Raw genomic sequence first — 16807 nt, 5'->3', positions numbered from 1 at the left:
AGGCCGCCCCTCGGGCGGCCTGTGTGCGTTCTGTGTACGCGCGATCAGTGGGCCGCCGGATGAGCGGTCCACCACCAATTCTGGATCTGAGGCGTGTACATGCGAGCACTGTAGCCCACGGCTCACGGGAACGGGGCCCGTTCCGCACTGTGGACAGCGCGGAACGGGCCCCGTCGGGGGAACGCGTGATCAGAAGATCATGCCGTACATCTGCCAGCCGGTGCCGACGGCCACGCGCGGGGCGAGCGGAGCGGTGAGGCTGCCGGTGGACTTGTAGTACCAGAGCGTGCCGGCCGTGTCGCGGGCGATGAGGTCGCCCCTGCCGTCACCGCCGAGGTCGCTCGGACCGAAGACGGTGTGGTAGGCCGGGAAGCCGGTGGCGACCTTGTAGCGCGCCTTGAACGGCTTGGCGCCGTCGCCCGTGCCCTCGTAGGAGTAGAGGACGCCGGCGTTGTCGCGGGCGAGGAGGTCGGCCTTGCCGTCGCCGTTCAGGTCGCCGGTGCGGATGATCGCGCTGTACGTCTGCCAGCCGTAGCCGATCTTGCTGCGGGACGTGAAGGGGCGGGTCATGTCGCCGGTGCCCTTGAACAGGTACAGGTCGCCGGTCGCCTTCTCACGGGCGATCAGGTCGGCCTTGCCGTTGGCGGTGATGTCACGGACGCCGACGATGCGGTCGTAGACCGACCAGCCGGTGCCGACGCGCACGCGGGCCTTGAAGGGGTAGGTGGGGTTGCCACTGCCCTGGTGGTACCAGAGGACACCGGAGGAGTCCCGGCCCACGACGTCACCGGTGCCGTCGGCGCGCAGGGCGGTCATCGGGGTGACGACGTTGTAGCCGCCCCACCCGGTCCCGACCTTGAACCGCTTCAGGAACGGGGCGGATCCGTTGCCGGTGCCCTGGTACTGGTAGGTCACGCCGCTGGAGTCGCGGCCGATGATGTTGTAGCGGTTGGTGGTGGGGACGGGGGCGGTGGGAGTCGCCTCCACGACGTCCGACGCCTTCACCCACGCCATGCGGTGGTTGTACCGGATGGGGATGTACGTGTCGGTGCCCACGACGTTCTTCTGGGCGGAGCCGAAGAAGTCGTCACCCTTCACCGCCGGACCGGCCTTCACGTACGCCGCGCCGTCGCCGAAGGAGTACTTGGACAGGTAGTTGGGGTTGTCCGTGGGGGCGGTCAGGCCGTAGGCGGCGTAGGCCGACGTCTCGGGGAAGGACCGGCCGAAGATCAGCGGGGTCACTCCGGACTTGGCCTTCAGTACCCGTGCCGACGTGCTCGTGACGGGAGAGGTGTACTGGCCGCCGGGGTTGTAGAACCAGGCCTTCTTCCCGCCGTACCAGATCTGCGTCCAGTCGTTCGTGGCGGCGGCGACCACGTAGGAGCCGCCCGCCCGGACCTTGTTGCCCCAGTTGGGGCCCTCGGTCCACGCGTAGTCCTGGGGCAGGTACTCGTCCTTGATCGGCGTCGCGGTCGACGCCGTGGCGTACAGGTAGCCGAAGTTGGCCGGCTGGGCGGTGACGGCTGCGCCGCCGTAGGTGATCTTGGGCTGGTTCGCCGAGGTGAACGGCGGGACGACGCGGACCAGCTGGCCGGCCTTGAGCGGGCCGCCGGCGCGACCGGCACCGGTCGGGGCGCCCAGCAGGGACATGTAGTGGTTCCAGTCCCAGAAGGGACCGGCATCCCAGTGCATGGCCGAGACCTTGGAGTTGACGTGCCCGGCGACCTCGTCGTGGCCGATGATGTGCTCACGGTCGATCGGGATGCCGTACGTGGTCGCGAGGAACTTGACCAGCTTGGCGGAGGACTCGTACTGCGGCTCGGTGTACCACTTGCCGGCCTTGATCGCGTAGCCCTCGTGCTCCACGCCGATGGCGTGCATGTTGTCGGACCAGTTGCCCGCGTGCCACGCGATGTTCTTGTTCTCGACCATCTGGGTGACCAGACCGTCGTTGGCGCGGATCAGGTAGTGGGCGCTGCCCTTGGCCGTCGCGCTCTGGAAGGTCGCGATGGTCCCGTCGTAGCTGCCCTCGGTGTCGTGGATGACGATGCGGCTGATGTCCAGCTGCGTGCCCTTGGCGCGGTTCGCGAGGGTGTAGTTCCGCTGGCCGGTGCTGGGTACCTCGGCCGGGCGGAAGTCGCAGACCAGGCCGGTGGTCGGGCACTCGGGGGCCGGGGCCGCCGTGGTGTCCGCGAAGGACGCGGCCAGCGGCACGTTCGACGGCTTGACCGGCTCGACCGCCGGGTCCGCGGGCAGCGCGACCGACTCGCCGTCCGTGGTGAGCGCCTGCTCGCCCGTCCGGATCGACTCGAAGACGCGCTTCGCGAAGAGGTCGGCGCCCTTCCGGTCCGGCGACTGGCTGTAGCGCGCCACGGCCGGGTACCAGGCGCCCGGGTCGTCGGAGAGCTCGGCGCCGGCCTGCTTCTGGTACTCGGCGAGCAGCGCGGCACCGGCGCGGATGGACGCGGTGGTGTCGTTCTGGACGGCCTCGGTGGAGCTGTCGATCAGGCCGGCGGCCTTGTCCAGGGTGTGCAGCCGCGGGTCGTCGGTGTCGACGGTCTCCTTCGGCAGCGCCGCCAGGGCCTTGGCCTTGTTGAACGTCTTCTCGATCTCGGCCTTGCCGCTCGCGTTCAGGTGCGCGAGGCGCTCCTCGTCGGAGGGCTGCTCGATGTCCTCGGGGTCGACGTCCGTCAGGCCCATGACGTTGTACGCGCCCGTGGTGCTCGGGAGCCCGTCGTGGCTCTCCCACCGCGTCTGGCGGTACGACACCGCCATCAGCACGCTCTGCGGCACGTCGAACTCGCGCGCCGCGCTCGCGAACTGCTCCTGCAGGGACGCGTCACCCGTCGCCTTCGCGTCGCCCGCCGCGCCGACGAGGCCGGGCGAGGCGATCGCGAGGGTGCCGATCGTGGCGGTGGCGACGACCGCTGCCGCCGCTCCGTACATGATTCGTTTCTTCTTGCGGTCCCTGCGGTGCCTCTGGGTCACGCCCACCCCTGTGAATTCGACTTTGCTCTTGTTAAAGCTGCTCAACCTGTTAAACGGGCCAGAGGGTAACACCACTCGAAGGCGTGAAGATCACCGGCGGACATTTCGGGCGCGTGTCTCAGTCACTGGGCAGTACGGCGGGCACGGTCGCGCGACCCCGTACTGTGGTGTGCGTGACCGTGAACGCTGATACCCACGCCGTCGCCAAGGCGACCTGGCGAGACCTGCCCGCGGCGCAGCAGCCCGAGTACCCCGATGCCGAGGCTCTGCGCGATGTGATCGCGGACCTCGAGTCGTATCCTCCGCTCGTCTTCGCCGGCGAGTGCGACCAGCTGCGCGCCCGGATGGGAGCCGTCGCCCGTGGCGAGGCGTTCCTGCTCCAGGGCGGCGACTGCGCCGAGGCCTTCGACGCCGTGTCCGCCGACCACATCCGGGCCAAGCTCAAGACGCTGCTCCAGATGAGCGCCGTCCTCACCTACGCGGCCTCCGTGCCCGTCGTGAAGGTCGGCCGCATCGCGGGCCAGTACTCCAAGCCCCGCTCCAAGGGGACCGAGACCCGCGACGGCGTGACCCTGCCGACGTACCGCGGCGACTCCGTCAACGGCTTCGACTTCACCGAGGCCGCCCGCATCCCGGACCCCGAGCGCCTCAAGCGGATGTACCACGCCTCCGCCTCCACGCTGAACCTGGTGCGCGCCTTCACCACCGGTGGCTACGCGGACCTGCGCCAGGTGCACGCCTGGAACCAGGACTTCGTGAGGTCGTCCCCGTCGGGCCAGCGCTACGAGCAGCTGGCGCGCGAGATCGACAACGCGCTCAACTTCATGAAGGCCTGCGGCACCGACCCGGCCGAGTTCAAGGCCGTCGAGTTCTACGCCTCCCACGAGGCGCTGCTCCTCGACTACGAGGGTGCCCTGACCCGTACGGACTCGCGCACCGGCAAGCTGTACGACACCTCCGGCCACATGGTCTGGATCGGTGAGCGCACCCGCCAGCTCGACCACGCCCACATCGAGTTCTGCTCGCAGATCGCGAACCCGATCGGCATCAAGCTCGGCCCGACGACCACGGTCGACGAGGCGCTGACGTACGTCGACCGTCTCGACCCCGAGCGCGAGCCGGGCCGGCTGACCTTCATCGTCCGCATGGGCGCCGACAAGGTCCGCGACAAGCTCCCCGAGCTCGTCGAGAAGGTCACGGCCTCGGGCGCGGTCGTCGCCTGGGTCACCGACCCGATGCACGGCAACACCTTCGAGGCCGCCTCCGGCCACAAGACCCGCCGCTTCGACGACGTGCTCGACGAGGTCAAGGGCTTCTTCGAGGTCCACAAGGAGCTCGGCACCCACCCGGGCGGCATCCACGTCGAGCTCACCGGTGACGACGTCACCGAGTGCGTGGGCGGCGGCGACGAGATCTTCGTCGACGACCTGCACCAGCGCTACGAGACGGCCTGCGACCCGCGGCTCAACCGCAGCCAGTCGCTCGACCTGGCGTTCCTGGTGGCGGAGATGTACCGCGATCAGTAAGTAGGTTCCTACGGGGATGGGGCGCGGATCGTTGTGATCCGCGCCCCATCGTCGTATGGGGGACTTTTGAAGCCCCGCCCCTCCGGGTAAGGTTAGGTTAACCTAAATGATCTCGGCGGGAGGTGAACCGCGTGTACGTCTGCTCATGCTTCGGTGTCACGGAGAAGCAGGTCAAGGAGCACGCCGACGCGGGCGCCTGCACGCCCCGCCAGATCGCCTCCGCCTGCAAGGCCGGCACGGACTGCGGTTCCTGCGTCCGTCGTATTCAGGCCATTCTCGGGCGCGGCAACTGCCCCCGGCGCGAGCTCGTGGACCAGGGCATGCCCGCCCTGACCGCCGAGATGACCGCCGAGACGGCCGACACCGTCGTGGAGCTGGGCGAAGCCGCCTAGCCGCCCAGGGGGTGCCGGATCAGCTCGGCTGCTCGATGAGCGTCGAGATGTAGAGCGCCTCGCCCAGGGACTCGATCAGCTCCAGCTGCGTGTCCAGGTAGTCGATGTGGTGCTCCTCGTCGGCGAGGATCTCCTCGAAGAGGTTCGCGGACGTGACGTCCCCCTTCGCCCGCATGACCTCGATCCCGCGCTTGAGGCGGTCGATCGCCTCGACCTCGACCTGGCGGTCCGCCTGGAACATCTCGGTGATCGTCTGGCCGACCCGGACGTGGAAGAGCCGCTGGTAGTTGGGCAGGCCGTCGAGCATCAGGATGCGCTCGGTCAGCTTGTCCGCGTGCTTCATCTCGTCGATGGACTCTTCGCGGGTGTACTTGGCGAGCTTCGTCCAGCCCTTGTTGTCCTGGATGCGGTAGTGCAGCCAGTACTGGTTGATGGCCGTCAGCTCGCCGGTCAGCTGCTCGTTGAGGAACTCGAGGACCTCGGGGTCGCCCTGCATCGCAGAGGGCTCCTTCCGTTTGCACGTGGTGTATTCGCGCCGTCACTGGGCAGGATGGCCGCATCCTCGCACCCCGAATGGGGGGAGTCCAGTAAGTGCAGGCTTAGTGCGACTTGTCCTCATAAAAGACCGGGTAGGGGGTCTGCTGGTCATCACCACCCCTCGCCGTCTGTCACCATGGAGGAATGGGTCAGCCGGAGAGCGGAGAACGCCGGGAAGGTGAAGCGGGGGAGCCGGATCGTTCACCGGATCTTCCGCCGGGCCAGCGCATCCAGCGGGGTTGGCCGGTCACCCACTACGGACCCGTGCCCAAGTTCAAGCCCGAGCGCTGGGAGTTCCGCGTCTTCGGCGCGACGGCGGACGGTGACAAGCGCTGCTGGAACCACGAGGAGTTCTCGGCCCTGCCGTTCTCCACGGTCACGGCCGACCTCCACTGCGTGACGAAGTTCAGCATGCTGGGCGCCGAGTGGGGCGGGGTGCCCGCCCGGACCGTCCTCGAACTCGCGCCGCCCGCGCCGCAGGTAACGCACGTCATGGTGTGGGCCGAGTACGGCTACAGCGCCAACATGCGACTCGCCGACTTCGCCGCCGACCGGACGATCTTCGCCACCCACAAGGGGGGAGAGCTGCTCACCGCCGAGCACGGCTTCCCGCTGCGGCTCGTCGTCCCCCACCTGTACGCCTGGAAGGGCCCCAAGTGGGTCCGCGGCGTGGAGTACATGGCCGCCGACCGCCGGGGCTTCTGGGAGGAGCGCGGCTACCACAACCTCGGCGATCCCTGGACGGAGCAGCGGTACTCGTACCAGGAGGAACCGGGGGACGGTCCGGAGCTGTAGGGGCGCCCGCCGGCGGCGGCCTGTGGTGGTCAGCGGTGGTACTGGTGGACCACCGCGTGGCCCTTGCCGCGGCCGATCATCCACTTGTTGACCGGCGTGGTGATCACGAAGGCGGCGGCGAGCGCGATGGCGAGGACGATCCAGAAGAGCGGGTCGTCGAGGTGTGCGTCCATGGCGCCCGGCCAGAGGGCGATGACGGTGTTGTCGATGATCTCCATGACGGCGATGGAGAGCGTGTCGGCGGCGAGCGCGACCTTGAAGGCGGCCCCGAAGGCGACGCCGGCGGCGAGGATGCCGCGCAGGGTCAGCGCGTAGCCGAAGGCGAACGCGAGGACGATCGCGAGGATCATCGTCTCCGTGTTGCCCCAGCCGAGCGCCGTGCCGATGACCATGCCGAGGACCTCGCCGATGGCGCAGCCGGTGAGGCAGTGGAGGGTGGCCCTGGCGGCCATGCCCCAGGAGGCCGCCCCGTGACCGGCCCCGTGACCGGCCCCGTGGCCGGCCCCGTGACCCGTGTGGTCGTGGTGTGCGTGCGCGTCGTGCTGCATGCGGTGCCCCCAGCGTCGGGTAGCGGTTCCGTTGCCTATGACGGAACCGTATACCCCTAGGGGGTACTGCTCAAGGGGAGGGGGTCAGCTCCTGCGCTCGCGCAGCTTCTTCAGGAGTTCGACGTCGGCGATGTGGCCCTCCGTACCGCCGGGCGTCTCGATGACCAGCGGTACGCCCTCGGTGGCCGGATGGCGCAGGAGGTTCCCGAAGGCCTCCTCGCCGATGTGCCCGGCGCCGATGTTCGCGTGACGGTCCTTGTGGGCACCCACGACGTCCTTCGAGTCGTTGGCGTGGATCAGTTTCAGCCGCCCCTCGCCGACGGTCGCCACCAGCTGGTCGAGGGTTTGCGTCGCCCCGTGCGGGCCCGTCAGGTCGTGGCCCGCGGCGAAGATGTGGCAGGTGTCGAGGCAGATGCCGAGCTTCGGATGGTGGTCGAGGGCGTCGAAGTACGGACCGAACTCCTCGGCGCGCGAGCAGAGCGAGAAGCCCTGGCCGGCGGTGGACTCGATGAGGAGGTCCGGGTCGTCCGCGTGCGTCAGCTCGTCGAGGAGCGGCAGCATCCGCTCCCGTACCTGAGCCAGCGCCTCCGCGCGCGGACGGCCGCCGGTCGCGGAGCCGGTGTGGACCACCACGCCCTTCGCGCCGATCTCCCGGCCCCGGCGCAGCGAGTGCCGCAGCGACTCGACCGACTTCTCGACGGTGGCCTCGGTGTGGGAGCCGAAGTTGATGAGGTACGGGGCGTGGACCCAGGCCGAGATCGACTCGGCGGCGCACTCCTCCCGGAACCGCTCGTCCTGGGCGGGGTTGCCTGCCGGGGTGGCCCAGCCGCGCGGGTTGGCGACGAAGACCTGGACGGTCTCGGCGCCGAGCGTGCGGGCGTAGCCGAGGCCGACGGTGGCGAGTCCGCCGGCCACGGGGACGTGGCCGCCGACCGGGTTGCGCAGGAGTGCGTCGCGCATGGGTGCTCAGAGTCCCTTGATCGTGAGGGTGACGGTGGAGCCCTCGGGGGCGGTGTCGCCGCCGTCGACGGACTGGCTCGCGACCGTGTCGCCGAGGAACGGGAAGGACTTCTTGATCTCGACCGTGAAGCCCGCGTCCTCCAGGGCCGTGCGGGCGTCGTCGGTGGTCTCCCCGGTGACGTCCGGGACCTCCACCATCCGCGGGCCCTTGGAGACGGTGAGGGTGATCGTGTCGCCCTCGGCGGCGCGGCTGCCCTCGGCGAGGGACTGCGCGGCGACGGAGCCGGCGGGCTCGGGGGAGTGCACCCGCTCCGGCGCGACCTTCACCGTCAGGCCGTCCTCCTCCAGGAGGGCGGTCGCGTCGGCGAGGCTCTCGCCGGTGACGTCGGGGACGTCGACCGGGGAGCCCTTGCTGACGAGGAGGGCGACCGCGGAGTCGGGGCTTCGCTCGGTGCCGGCGGCGGGGTCGCTGCTGATCACCGCGCCCTGGGCGACGGTGTCGTTGAACTCGCTGGTCACGACGCCGGGGGCGAGGCCCTCCTCCTTGAGGAGACGTCTGGCCTCCGCGAGGGGCTTGTCCCTGAGGTTCGGGACCTTCACGGTCTCGGGGCCGCGGGAGATCGTCAGGGTCACCGTGCCGTTGCCCCGGACGCGCTCGCCGGGGGCCGGGTCGACGGCCATGACCGTGCCGCGCTCGTACACCTCGCTGAAGGCGCGCTTCGTCGTGCCGACGTCGAGACCGGCGTCCTTGACGCGCTTCGTCGCGACGGCCTCGGTCTGGCCGAGGACGGCGGGGACGCGGGTGAACTGGCCGGAGTTGATGTACCAGACGCCGGTGCCGAGGCCGAGGAGGAGCAGGACGGCGAGGACGATCGTGAGCGGGCCGCGCGGCGGCCGCCGACGGGCGGACCGCGTGGCCGGGGGCGGCGGTACGGGGACGGGCATGCGGTTCGTGTGCTGGACGGACCGCCGGTCGTCGCCGTCCGCCTCGGCCGCCGGTACGGCGCGGGCGATCACGGAGGTCCGGTCGTCGGCGGTGTCCCGCGTGCCGGAGCGGGCCTGCGGGGGCGCGGCGTCCAGCTGCTCGTCGGTGAGCCCGGCGCGGGCCTCGCGGAGCAGGGCGAGCAGGGCGACGGCGTCGTGCGGGCGGACCTCGGGGTTGCGGGCGGTCGCGGCGGCGACCAGCTCGTCCAGCTCCAGGGCGAGGCCGGGGACGGCGGCGGAGGGGGCCGGGACGTCGGTGTGGAGGTGCCGGTAGAGGACCTGGGCGGGGGTGTCGCCGTCGTGCGGCTTGGCGCCGGTCAGCATCTCGTACAGGACGACACCGCAGGCGTACACGTCGGCGCGGGTGTCGGCGGTGCCGTGCTCGATCTGCTCCGGCGCGAGGTACGAGACGGTGCCGAGGACGGACCCGGTGGTGGCCGTCGCGGAGCCCACGGCCCGTACGAGACCGAAGTCGGCCACCTTGACCCGGCCGTCGTCCCCTATGAGGACGTTCTCCGGCTTCATGTCCCGGTGCACGAAACCGGCCCGGTGGGCGGCGCCGAGCGCGGCGAGGACGGGCTCCAGGATGTCGAGCGCGGCGCGGGGCGCGAGGGCGCCGCGCTCGCGCAGGACGTCGCGGAGGGTGCAGCCGGCGACGTACTCCATGGCCAGGTAGACGTAGGCGCCCTCGGCGCCCTGGTCGAAGACGCCGACGACGTTCGGGTGGGCGAGCCTCGCGACGGACTTCGCCTCGCGGATGAAGCGCTCGACGAAGGCGGCGTCGGTGGCGAGGGCGGGGTGCATCACCTTGAGCGCGAGGACGCGGTCGAGGCGGGTGTCCACGGCCCGGTAGACCGTGGCCATACCGCCGACGGCGATGCGCGCGTCGACGCGGTAGCGGCCGTCGAGCAGCCGCCCGACGAGGGGGTCCTGAAGGGTCGTGTCCACGGCGTCGAGTCTACGAGCCGGGGAGAGGCCCCCCGCGCCGTCGCCCCCTCACCGCAGCGAACCTGTGACGAGCGCCTCGACCGGTGCCCACCCGTTCCGCCCCGGCGGAACGCATGCCCACAACGGGGCGGGCGCGACCTCGGTGTGGTGGCCGCCAGGTCAGAAGGCCGGGCGTTCCGGGTCCAGGTGGGGCAGGCCTGTCGTGGGGGAGGAGGCTTCGGCGAAGTGGCGGCGGGGGATCCGGCCCGCCCGCCACGCCAGCCGCCCCGCCTCCACCGCGTGCCGCATCGCCGAAGCCATCAGCACCGGCTCCTGCGCCCGCGTCACCGCCGACGCCAGCATCACCGCCGCGCACCCCAGCTCCATCGCGAGCGCCGCGTCCGACGCCGTGCCCGCGCCCGCGTCCAGGATCACCGGCACCTGGGCGCGTTCCACGATCAGCTGGAAGTTGTGGGGGTTGCGGATGCCCAGGCCGGAGCCGATGGGGGAGCCGAGCGGCATGACGGCCGCGCAGCCGACGTCCTCCAGCTTCCGCGCCAGGACGGGGTCGTCGTTGGTGTAGGGGAGGACGGTGAAGCCGTCGTCGACGAGGGTCTCGGCGGCGGCGAGGAGCTCCTCCCCGTCCGGGAGGAGGGTCCGCTCGTCGGCGACGACCTCCAGCTTGATCCAGTCCGTGCCGAGGGCCTCCCGCGCGAGCCGCGCGGTGAGGACTGCCTCGCCCGCCGTGTAGCAGCCCGCCGTGTTCGGCAGGACCCGGATGCCGAGCCGGTCGAGGACGGAGAGGACGGAGCCCTGGACCGTCGGGTCCAGGCGCCGCATGGCGACGGTCGTCAGCTCCGTACCGCTGGCGACGAGGGAGCGTTCCAGGGTGTCGAGGCTGGGCGCGCCGCCCGTGCCCATGATCAGGCGGGAGGCGAAGTCCGCGCCGCCGAGGCGGAAGGTGTCGTCGGACATGGCGCTCAGCCTCCCTGGACCGCGGTCAGGACTTCCACCCGGTCGCCCTCGCCGAGGACCGTCGTCGCCCATTCCCCGCGCGGCACGACCGTCTCGTTGAGCGCCGCCGCCACGCCGGAGCGGGCCGTGGTGAGGGCGGTGACGAGGGTGTCCAGCGTGGTCGCCGGGGGGAGGTTCCTCGGCTCTCCGTTCACGGAGACGTTCACGGAGACCTTCACGTGCTCGGTCATGCGGGCTGCTCCTGGCGTGCGGGGGCGAATCGGCGGGGGGTGAAGGGGCGCGCCTCCGGCGGGAGGGTGCCCGTCGTGAGCACCTCCGCCATGACGTCGCCGGTGACGGGGGTGAGCAGCACCCCGTTGCGGTAGTGCCCGGTGGCCAGGTGGAGGCCGGGGAGGGCGGTGGGGCCGAGCAGCGGCGCGTTGTCGGGGGACGCGGGGCGCAGTCCGGCGCGGGTCTCGGTGAGCGGGAGCTCGGTGAGGCCGGGGACGAGTTCGTGCGCGTCGCGGAGGAGCTCGTACACGCCGCCCGCCGTCACCGTCGTGTCCCAGCCGAGCTCCTCGCTGGTGGCGCCGACGACGAGCTCGCCGTTGGCGCGCGGCACGAGGTAGACGTGGCTGCCGCGGACGACCGCGCGGACGGTCCGGGAGAGGAAGGGGGCGTACGGGGCGGGGACCCGCAGCCGCAGGACCTGGCCCTTCACCGGGCGGACCGGCGGAAGGGCCTCCTCCGGGACGCCCGCGAGCCGCCCGCTCAGGCTGCCGGCCGCGAGGACGACCTGGTCGGCCGTCAGTTCCTCGCCGCCGGTGAGTACGGCTCCGGCGGCCCGGTCCCGTACGACCGTCAGGCGCTCCGCGTGGGCGCGGTGGAAGACCACCCCGGCCCGCTCGCAGGCGAGGAGGAGCGCGTCGGCGAGCCGGCGCGGGTCCACCTGGTGGTCGCCGTCGACCCGGAGCCCGCCGCGCACGCCGGGCGCGAGCATGGGTTCGAGGCGGCGGCAGTCGCGGCCGCTGAGCCATTCCGACGTGAGGCCGCACCGGGTCTGGAGGGCGTGGAGTTCGCGCAGGTGGGCGCGGTCGTCGGCGTCGAGGGCGACGGCGAGGGTGCCGCAGGCCCGGTAGCCGGTGTCGTGACCGGTCGCCTCCTCCAGTTCGGCGACGAACGACGGATAGCGCTCCGCGGAGGCGAGGTTGAGACCGAGGAGGGTCTCCTCGCCGTAGTGGAGTTCGGTGACGGCGGCGAGCATCCCGGCCGCGACCCGCGCGGCGCCGCCGCCCGGGTCCGGGTCGGCCACGGCGGTGCGCAGGCCGCGCCGCGCGGCCCGCCAGGCCGTGACCAGGCCGATGATTCCGCCCCCGACCACGAGGACATCGGAAGAACGCATGGGCGTCCAGCCCCTCCCTTCGCCGGCATGACCCGGATCAGGTTCGTACGGTCGGAGGCCGGCCAGCCTCCCTCTCAGCCCGGTGCGTCCGGGCTCCCGCGAGTGCTTTACGCCCGCCAGACTAGCCCGCGTCGACGAGGGGTCACAGGCCCCTCCCTACCTGACGGGCCGTCAGATGCGTAAGGTGGACGGGTGAGCGAGCAGAAGCAGACCCAGCGGCACGTCGTGATCGTCGGCGCCGGAATGGCGGGCGTGCAGACCGCCGTCGCCCTGCGGGAACAGGGCTTCACCGGCCCCGTGACCCTCATCGGCGCCGAGCCCCACCAGCCCTACGACCGGCCCCCGCTCTCCAAGGCGGTCCTCCTCGGCAAGGCCGAGGACTCCGCCTTCGACGTCGACTTCGAGGAGCTCGGCGTCGAGCTGCGCCTCGGCCTCGACGTCCTCGGACTGCGCGCCGCCGACCGCGAGATCGACACCGAGGCCGGACCCGTCCCGTACGGCGCCCTCGTCCTCGCCACCGGCGCCCACCCGGTCAACCTGCCCGGCGCCGACGGCGTCCCCGGCGTCCACCTCCTGCGCACCCTCGACGACGCCGCCCGCCTGGCTCCCGTCCTGGAGCGCCGCCACACCGTCGTGGTCGTCGGCGCGGGCTGGATCGGCGCCGAGTTCGCCACCGCCGCGCGCGAGGCCGGCTGCGAGGTCACCGTCGTCGAGGCCGCCGACCGCCCCCTGGCCGGGGCCCTTCCCGCCGAGGTCACCGGCCCCATGGCCGGCTGGTACGCGGAGAACGGCGCCGAACTCCTCACCCACGCGCGCGTGGAGACGATCCGCCCCGGCACGCCCGGCCGGGTCGTCCTCGCCGACGGCCGCGAGCTGCCCGCCGACGCCGTCGTCGTCGGCATCGGCGCCCGCCCCGCGACCGGCTGGCTCGCCGGATCCGGCATCGCCCTCGACCCGAGCGGCGCCGTCACCGCCGACGACCGGCTGCGCACCAGCCTGCCCGGGGTGTACGCGGTCGGCGACTGCGCCTCCTACCCCTCCGCCCGCTACGGCGAGCGGCTCCTCGTCCACCACTGGGACAACGCGCTCCAGGGGCCCCGTACGGTCGCGGCGGGCATCGTCGCCGCCGACGTCACCGGCGCCGACCCGGACCCGTACGACCCGGTGCCGTACTTCTGGTCCGAGCAGTTCGGCCGCTTCGTCCAGTACGCGGGCCACCACGCCGACGCCGACGAACTCCTGTGGCGCGGCGACCCGGCCGGCGAGAGCTGGTCGGTCCTCTGGCTGCGTGACGGGGTCCCGGTCGCGCTGCTCGCCGTCGGGCGGCCCCGCGACCTCGCCCAGGGCCGCAAGCTCGTCGAGGCGGGCACCCCGGTCGACCGCGAGCGCGCCGCGGACCCGGCCGTTCCGCTGAAGTCGGCCGTCGCGTAGACCCGGCCGGAGGGCCCGAGTACCGACTGTCGGTCCGGGATGGCAGGCTTGTCCTGTGACCGAGATTGACGTGAAGATCGATGCGCTCGTCCCCGCCTGGCTCTACGTGCCCGACATCGGGGAGGCACTCGGCATCGACGTGCTGAAGGTGCGGCAGCTGATCAAGGACGGCCAGCTCATCGCGGTGCGCCGCGGAGAGAACAGGTCCCTGCAGGTTCCCGCCGCCTTCATCCAGGGCGACAAGATCGTCAAGGGCCTCGTCGGTCTGCTGACCGTCCTGCGGGACGACGGCTTCACCGACGAGGAGATGCTGGAGTGGCTCTTCACTCCGGACGAGAGCCTGCCGGGCACGCCCGCCCAGGCGCTCAACGAGAACCGCGGCACGGAGGTGAAGCGCCGCGCCCAGGCGCTCGCCATCTGACGAACACCGCCCTGAGCGCGCCCGAACCGAAGACACCACCCGCGGGTGGCGCGGTGGCAGGCCCCCGTCCCGGGGCCCGCCACCCGCGCCACCGGCGCCACCGACGGGGGAGACCCCGCGACCGACGGGGGAGACCCCGCGACCGACGGGGGAGACCCCGCCACCGACGGGGGAGACCCCGACACCGACGGGGGGAACCCACCCATGCCCACGCCTCGTGAGCGGCTCGCCGACGCCCGGCTCTACCTGTGCACCGACGCCCGGAAGCGCCAGGGTGACCTGCCCGCCTTCCTCGACGCCGTGCTCTCCTCCGGCGTGGACGTCGTGCAGCTCCGCGACAAGGGCATGGAGGCAGGCGAGGAGCTGGAGCACCTCGCCGTCTTCGCCGAGGCCGCCCGCGAGCACGGCAAGCTCCTCGCGGTGAACGACCGGGCCGACGTCGCCCACGCCATCGGCTCCGACGTCCTCCACCTCGGCCAGGGCGACCTGCCCGTCCCCGCCGCCCGCGCCGTCCTCGGCGAGGAGGTGCTGATCGGCCGCTCCTGCCACTCCGAGGCCGAGGCGGCGGCCGCCGCCGTCGAGCCCGGCGTCGACTACTTCTGCACCGGCCCCTGCTGGCCCACCCCCACCAAGCCCGGCCGGTACGCGCCGGGACTCGGCCTCGTGCGGTACGCGGCGGGGCTCGCCCAGGACCGCCCCTGGTTCGCCATCGGCGGCATCGACGAGACCAACCTCGACGAGGTCCTCGACGCGGGCGCCCGCCGGATCGTCGTCGTCCGCGCCATCACCGAGGCCGACGACCCGGCCGCCGCGACGGCCGCCCTCGCGAAGCGCGTACGGGAGCGCGCCGGGGGCTGACCCGCGAGCGGGGAACGACGGGCGTCGGGCGACGGGGACGCGAAGCGCGCGCCACGGGGGCCCGACATCCGGTCGAACAATGTCCGAAAACGTGTCCACGACTCGGACGCGGCCTACGCAGCCCCGCGCCCCCCGTCTAACCTGCCCGTATGGCCCTAGGTACCGCTTCCGTCCGATCCGACCGTGCGCGCACGGTCCGCGACATCCTCGCCGCCGGTGAAACGTCGTACTCCTTCGAGTTCTACGCGCCCCGGACCGAGAAGGGCGAGCAGGTCCTCTGGAACGCCATGCGCCGCGTCGAGGCGGTCGGCCCCAGCTTCGTCTCCGTGACCTACGGTGCCGGCGGCACCACCCGCGGTGGCACGGTCAAGGCGACCCAGAAGATCGCCTCCGACACCACGCTCACCCCCGTCGCCCACCTCACGGCCGTCGACCACTCGATCGCCGAGCTGCGCAACGTCCTCGGCCAGTACGCCGACGCCGGCATCCGCAACATGCTCGCGCTGCGCGGTGACCCGGCCGGCGACCCGCTGGGCGAGTGGGTCGAGCACCCCGAGGGCGTCCGGTACGCCGCCGACCTCGTGCGGCTCATCAAGGAGTCCGGCGACTTCTGCGTCGGCGTCGCCGCCTTCCCCGAGATGCACCCGCGCTCCGCCGACTGGGACACGGACATCCGGCACTTCGTGGACAAGTGCCGCGCCGGTGCCGACTACGCGATCACCCAGATGTTCTTCGATCCGGAGAAGTACCTGCGGCTGCGCGACAGCGTCACCAAGGCCGGCTGCGAGACCCCGATCATCCCCGAGGTCATGCCCGTCGTGAACGTGAAGACCCTCGACCGGCTGCCCCAGCTGAGCAACGCGGCCTTCCCCGCGGATGTGAAAGACCGCATCCTCGCGGTCAAGGACGATCCGGCCGCTGTACGCTCCATCGGTATCGAGTTCGCGACGGAGTTCTGCGCGCGTCTGCTCTCCGAGGGTGTCCCCGGACTGCACTTCATCACGCTGAACAGCTCCACCGCGACGCTCGAGATCTACGAGAATCTCGGACTGCACCAGCAGTCGTGACCGGTCGTACCCGCCCCTGACCCGCGGCGGTGACCGTGGAGAGGGGCGGCGGGGCATGGGGTGGACGGTCCTCTACATCGCGTTCGGCGTGGTCGCGTTGTGGCTGCTGGGAGAGGTGCTCCTCCAGTACAAGGCGCGGCTCCGCTGGCGGCTGCTGGCCTTCACCGGCTTCCTCGGCGTGGTCCTGGGCGTGCTGCTGCCCTCGGTCGCGGTCATCATCGCGGGCGCGGTCGGCTTCGCCGTCGGCCAGACCTACGTGACGCTCTCCTTCCGCCGCGGCTTCTCCACCGGCTGGGCGATCGGCGGGAACCCGGGCGAGAGCCGCCGCCGCAAGGACGCCCCGGCAGAGGCCGGACCGACCCTGGAGGTCACCGGGCTCTCGTACGGCTCGGAGGAGACGCCCGGCGAGACGACGGCGGTCTACGAACCCCAGCCGATGCCCGACGAGACCGGCCAGTACGGGATCTACGACATCGCGCAGAACCAGGGCCAGGGCCAGGGGCAGGACGACCAGGCCCGCGCCCAGGGGCAGGCCCAGTACCAGGACCAGGACCAGGGCCAGTACCAGGGACAGGGCCACCAGTACCAGGAGCAGGCCCAGTACCAGGACCAGAGCCAGTACCAGGGCCAGGGGTACGACACCTACGCGCCCGCGTACGAGCAGCAGGGCCACGAGTACCAGCAGTACGCGTACCAGCCCGAGTTCCAGCAGTCCGACTACCCGCAGGCCGGCTACCAGCAGCCCGACCACCAGCAGGCCGGGTACGCGCAGACCGGGTACGAGCAGCAGCAGTACGCGGCCTACTCCGACCCGTACATCGGCGGCCCGAACACGGACGGCCAGCAGCAGTACGCCGCCCCGTACTACGGCGACACCTACGCGCCCTCGTACACCTACGACACCCCGCCGGGCGGCGTCTGGGTCCCGCAGCAGCGCGACACCGAGCCCGCCCCGCAGCAGCCGCACCCGGACGAGCAGCAGCAGTACCGGTACTGAGAGCACGAGGGCGGCGGGCC

General features: G+C 71.9%; 17 protein-coding genes and 1 riboswitch. Of the genes, 8 read left to right on the top strand and 9 right to left on the bottom strand.

What is annotated here, in order from left to right:
• Window positions 1–44 precede the first annotated feature (44 nt).
• Both AB0G79_RS08165 and AB0G79_RS08160 read right to left on the bottom strand, forming a co-directional pair.
• On the bottom strand, window positions 45–101 hold the full coding sequence (locus AB0G79_RS08165) for a trp operon leader peptide (RefSeq protein ID WP_360803051.1): 57 nt from the start codon (window positions 99–101) through the stop codon (window positions 45–47).
• 88 nt (window positions 102–189) lie between these two features.
• Window positions 190–2988, bottom strand: a complete 2799-nt coding sequence (locus AB0G79_RS08160; protein ID WP_360802034.1) for an N-acetylmuramoyl-L-alanine amidase — start codon at window positions 2986–2988, stop codon at window positions 190–192.
• A gap of 173 nt (window positions 2989–3161) precedes the next feature.
• Between AB0G79_RS08160 and AB0G79_RS08155 the strand changes: the two genes are divergently transcribed.
• Both AB0G79_RS08155 and AB0G79_RS08150 read left to right on the top strand, forming a co-directional pair.
• Window positions 3162–4514: a class II 3-deoxy-7-phosphoheptulonate synthase gene (locus AB0G79_RS08155; RefSeq protein ID WP_360802032.1), complete on the top strand. Its 1353-nt coding sequence runs from the start codon at window positions 3162–3164 to the stop codon at window positions 4512–4514.
• A gap of 122 nt (window positions 4515–4636) precedes the next feature.
• A complete protein-coding gene (locus AB0G79_RS08150; protein ID WP_360802029.1) occupies window positions 4637–4906 on the top strand; it encodes a (2Fe-2S)-binding protein in 270 nt (89 codons plus the stop codon).
• A gap of 19 nt (window positions 4907–4925) precedes the next feature.
• Here AB0G79_RS08150 and bfr read toward each other — a convergent pair whose 3' ends face one another.
• Window positions 4926–5402, bottom strand: coding sequence for a bacterioferritin (bfr, locus tag AB0G79_RS08145; RefSeq protein WP_043223049.1), 477 nt, complete (start codon window positions 5400–5402; stop codon window positions 4926–4928).
• Window positions 5403–5587: 185 nt separating this feature from the next.
• On the opposite strand from bfr, the gene AB0G79_RS08140 reads away from it, so the two are divergent.
• Window positions 5588–6238 carry a sulfite oxidase-like oxidoreductase gene (locus AB0G79_RS08140; protein WP_360802025.1) on the top strand — a complete coding sequence of 217 codons (651 nt, stop codon included), beginning with the start codon at window positions 5588–5590 and terminating at the stop codon, window positions 6236–6238.
• 29 nt (window positions 6239–6267) lie between these two features.
• On the opposite strand, the gene AB0G79_RS08135 is transcribed toward AB0G79_RS08140, so the two are convergent.
• The 6 genes from AB0G79_RS08135 to thiO form a co-directional block, all read right to left on the bottom strand.
• Window positions 6268–6786 (bottom strand): DUF4396 domain-containing protein, encoded by a 519-nt coding sequence (locus AB0G79_RS08135; protein ID WP_360802022.1) that lies wholly within the window; start codon window positions 6784–6786, stop codon window positions 6268–6270.
• A gap of 84 nt (window positions 6787–6870) precedes the next feature.
• On the bottom strand, window positions 6871–7746 hold the full coding sequence (locus AB0G79_RS08130; protein ID WP_360802019.1) for a deoxyribonuclease IV: 876 nt from the start codon (window positions 7744–7746) through the stop codon (window positions 6871–6873).
• A gap of 6 nt (window positions 7747–7752) precedes the next feature.
• Window positions 7753–9678, bottom strand: a complete 1926-nt coding sequence (gene pknB, locus AB0G79_RS08125) for a Stk1 family PASTA domain-containing Ser/Thr kinase (protein WP_360802016.1) — start codon at window positions 9676–9678, stop codon at window positions 7753–7755.
• Between the two features lie 159 nt (window positions 9679–9837).
• Entirely contained in the window at window positions 9838–10632 is a 795-nt protein-coding gene (locus AB0G79_RS08120) for a thiazole synthase (protein ID WP_360802013.1), read from the bottom strand.
• 5 nt (window positions 10633–10637) lie between these two features.
• Window positions 10638–10862, bottom strand: coding sequence for a sulfur carrier protein ThiS (thiS, locus tag AB0G79_RS08115; RefSeq protein ID WP_360802010.1), 225 nt, complete (start codon window positions 10860–10862; stop codon window positions 10638–10640).
• A complete protein-coding gene (gene thiO / locus AB0G79_RS08110) occupies window positions 10859–12013 on the bottom strand; it encodes a glycine oxidase ThiO (protein WP_360802007.1) in 1155 nt (384 codons plus the stop codon). Before thiO ends, thiS begins: the two co-directional genes overlap by 4 nt.
• Window positions 12011–12123: riboswitch (TPP riboswitch) on the bottom strand. Its footprint overlaps the gene before it by 3 nt.
• 82 nt (window positions 12124–12205) lie before the next feature.
• Here thiO and AB0G79_RS08105 point away from each other — a divergent pair.
• The 5 genes from AB0G79_RS08105 to AB0G79_RS08085 all read left to right on the top strand — a co-directional run bounded on the left by AB0G79_RS08105 (window position 12206) and on the right by AB0G79_RS08085 (window position 16787).
• Entirely contained in the window at window positions 12206–13444 is a 1239-nt protein-coding gene (locus tag AB0G79_RS08105) for an FAD-dependent oxidoreductase (protein WP_360802004.1), read from the top strand.
• Between the two features lie 55 nt (window positions 13445–13499).
• Complete coding sequence (locus AB0G79_RS08100; protein WP_360802001.1) at window positions 13500–13865, top strand: Rv2175c family DNA-binding protein; 366 nt, start codon at window positions 13500–13502, stop codon at window positions 13863–13865.
• A 204-nt stretch (window positions 13866–14069) separates the two neighbouring features.
• On the top strand, window positions 14070–14723 hold the full coding sequence (thiE, locus tag AB0G79_RS08095) for a thiamine phosphate synthase (RefSeq protein ID WP_360801998.1): 654 nt from the start codon (window positions 14070–14072) through the stop codon (window positions 14721–14723).
• A gap of 149 nt (window positions 14724–14872) precedes the next feature.
• A complete protein-coding gene (gene metF, locus AB0G79_RS08090) occupies window positions 14873–15790 on the top strand; it encodes a methylenetetrahydrofolate reductase [NAD(P)H] (RefSeq protein WP_360801995.1) in 918 nt (305 codons plus the stop codon).
• A gap of 55 nt (window positions 15791–15845) precedes the next feature.
• Window positions 15846–16787: a hypothetical protein gene (locus tag AB0G79_RS08085; RefSeq protein WP_360801992.1), complete on the top strand. Its 942-nt coding sequence runs from the start codon at window positions 15846–15848 to the stop codon at window positions 16785–16787.
• Window positions 16788–16807 lie beyond the last annotated feature (20 nt).

Origin of the sequence: Streptomyces sp. NPDC020807, assembly GCF_040641575.1 — a bacterium.
Lineage (GTDB): Bacteria > Actinomycetota > Actinomycetes > Streptomycetales > Streptomycetaceae > Streptomyces.
The sequence above is the reverse complement of the archived record's forward strand: the minus strand, read 5'-3'. Positions and strand labels throughout refer to the sequence as shown.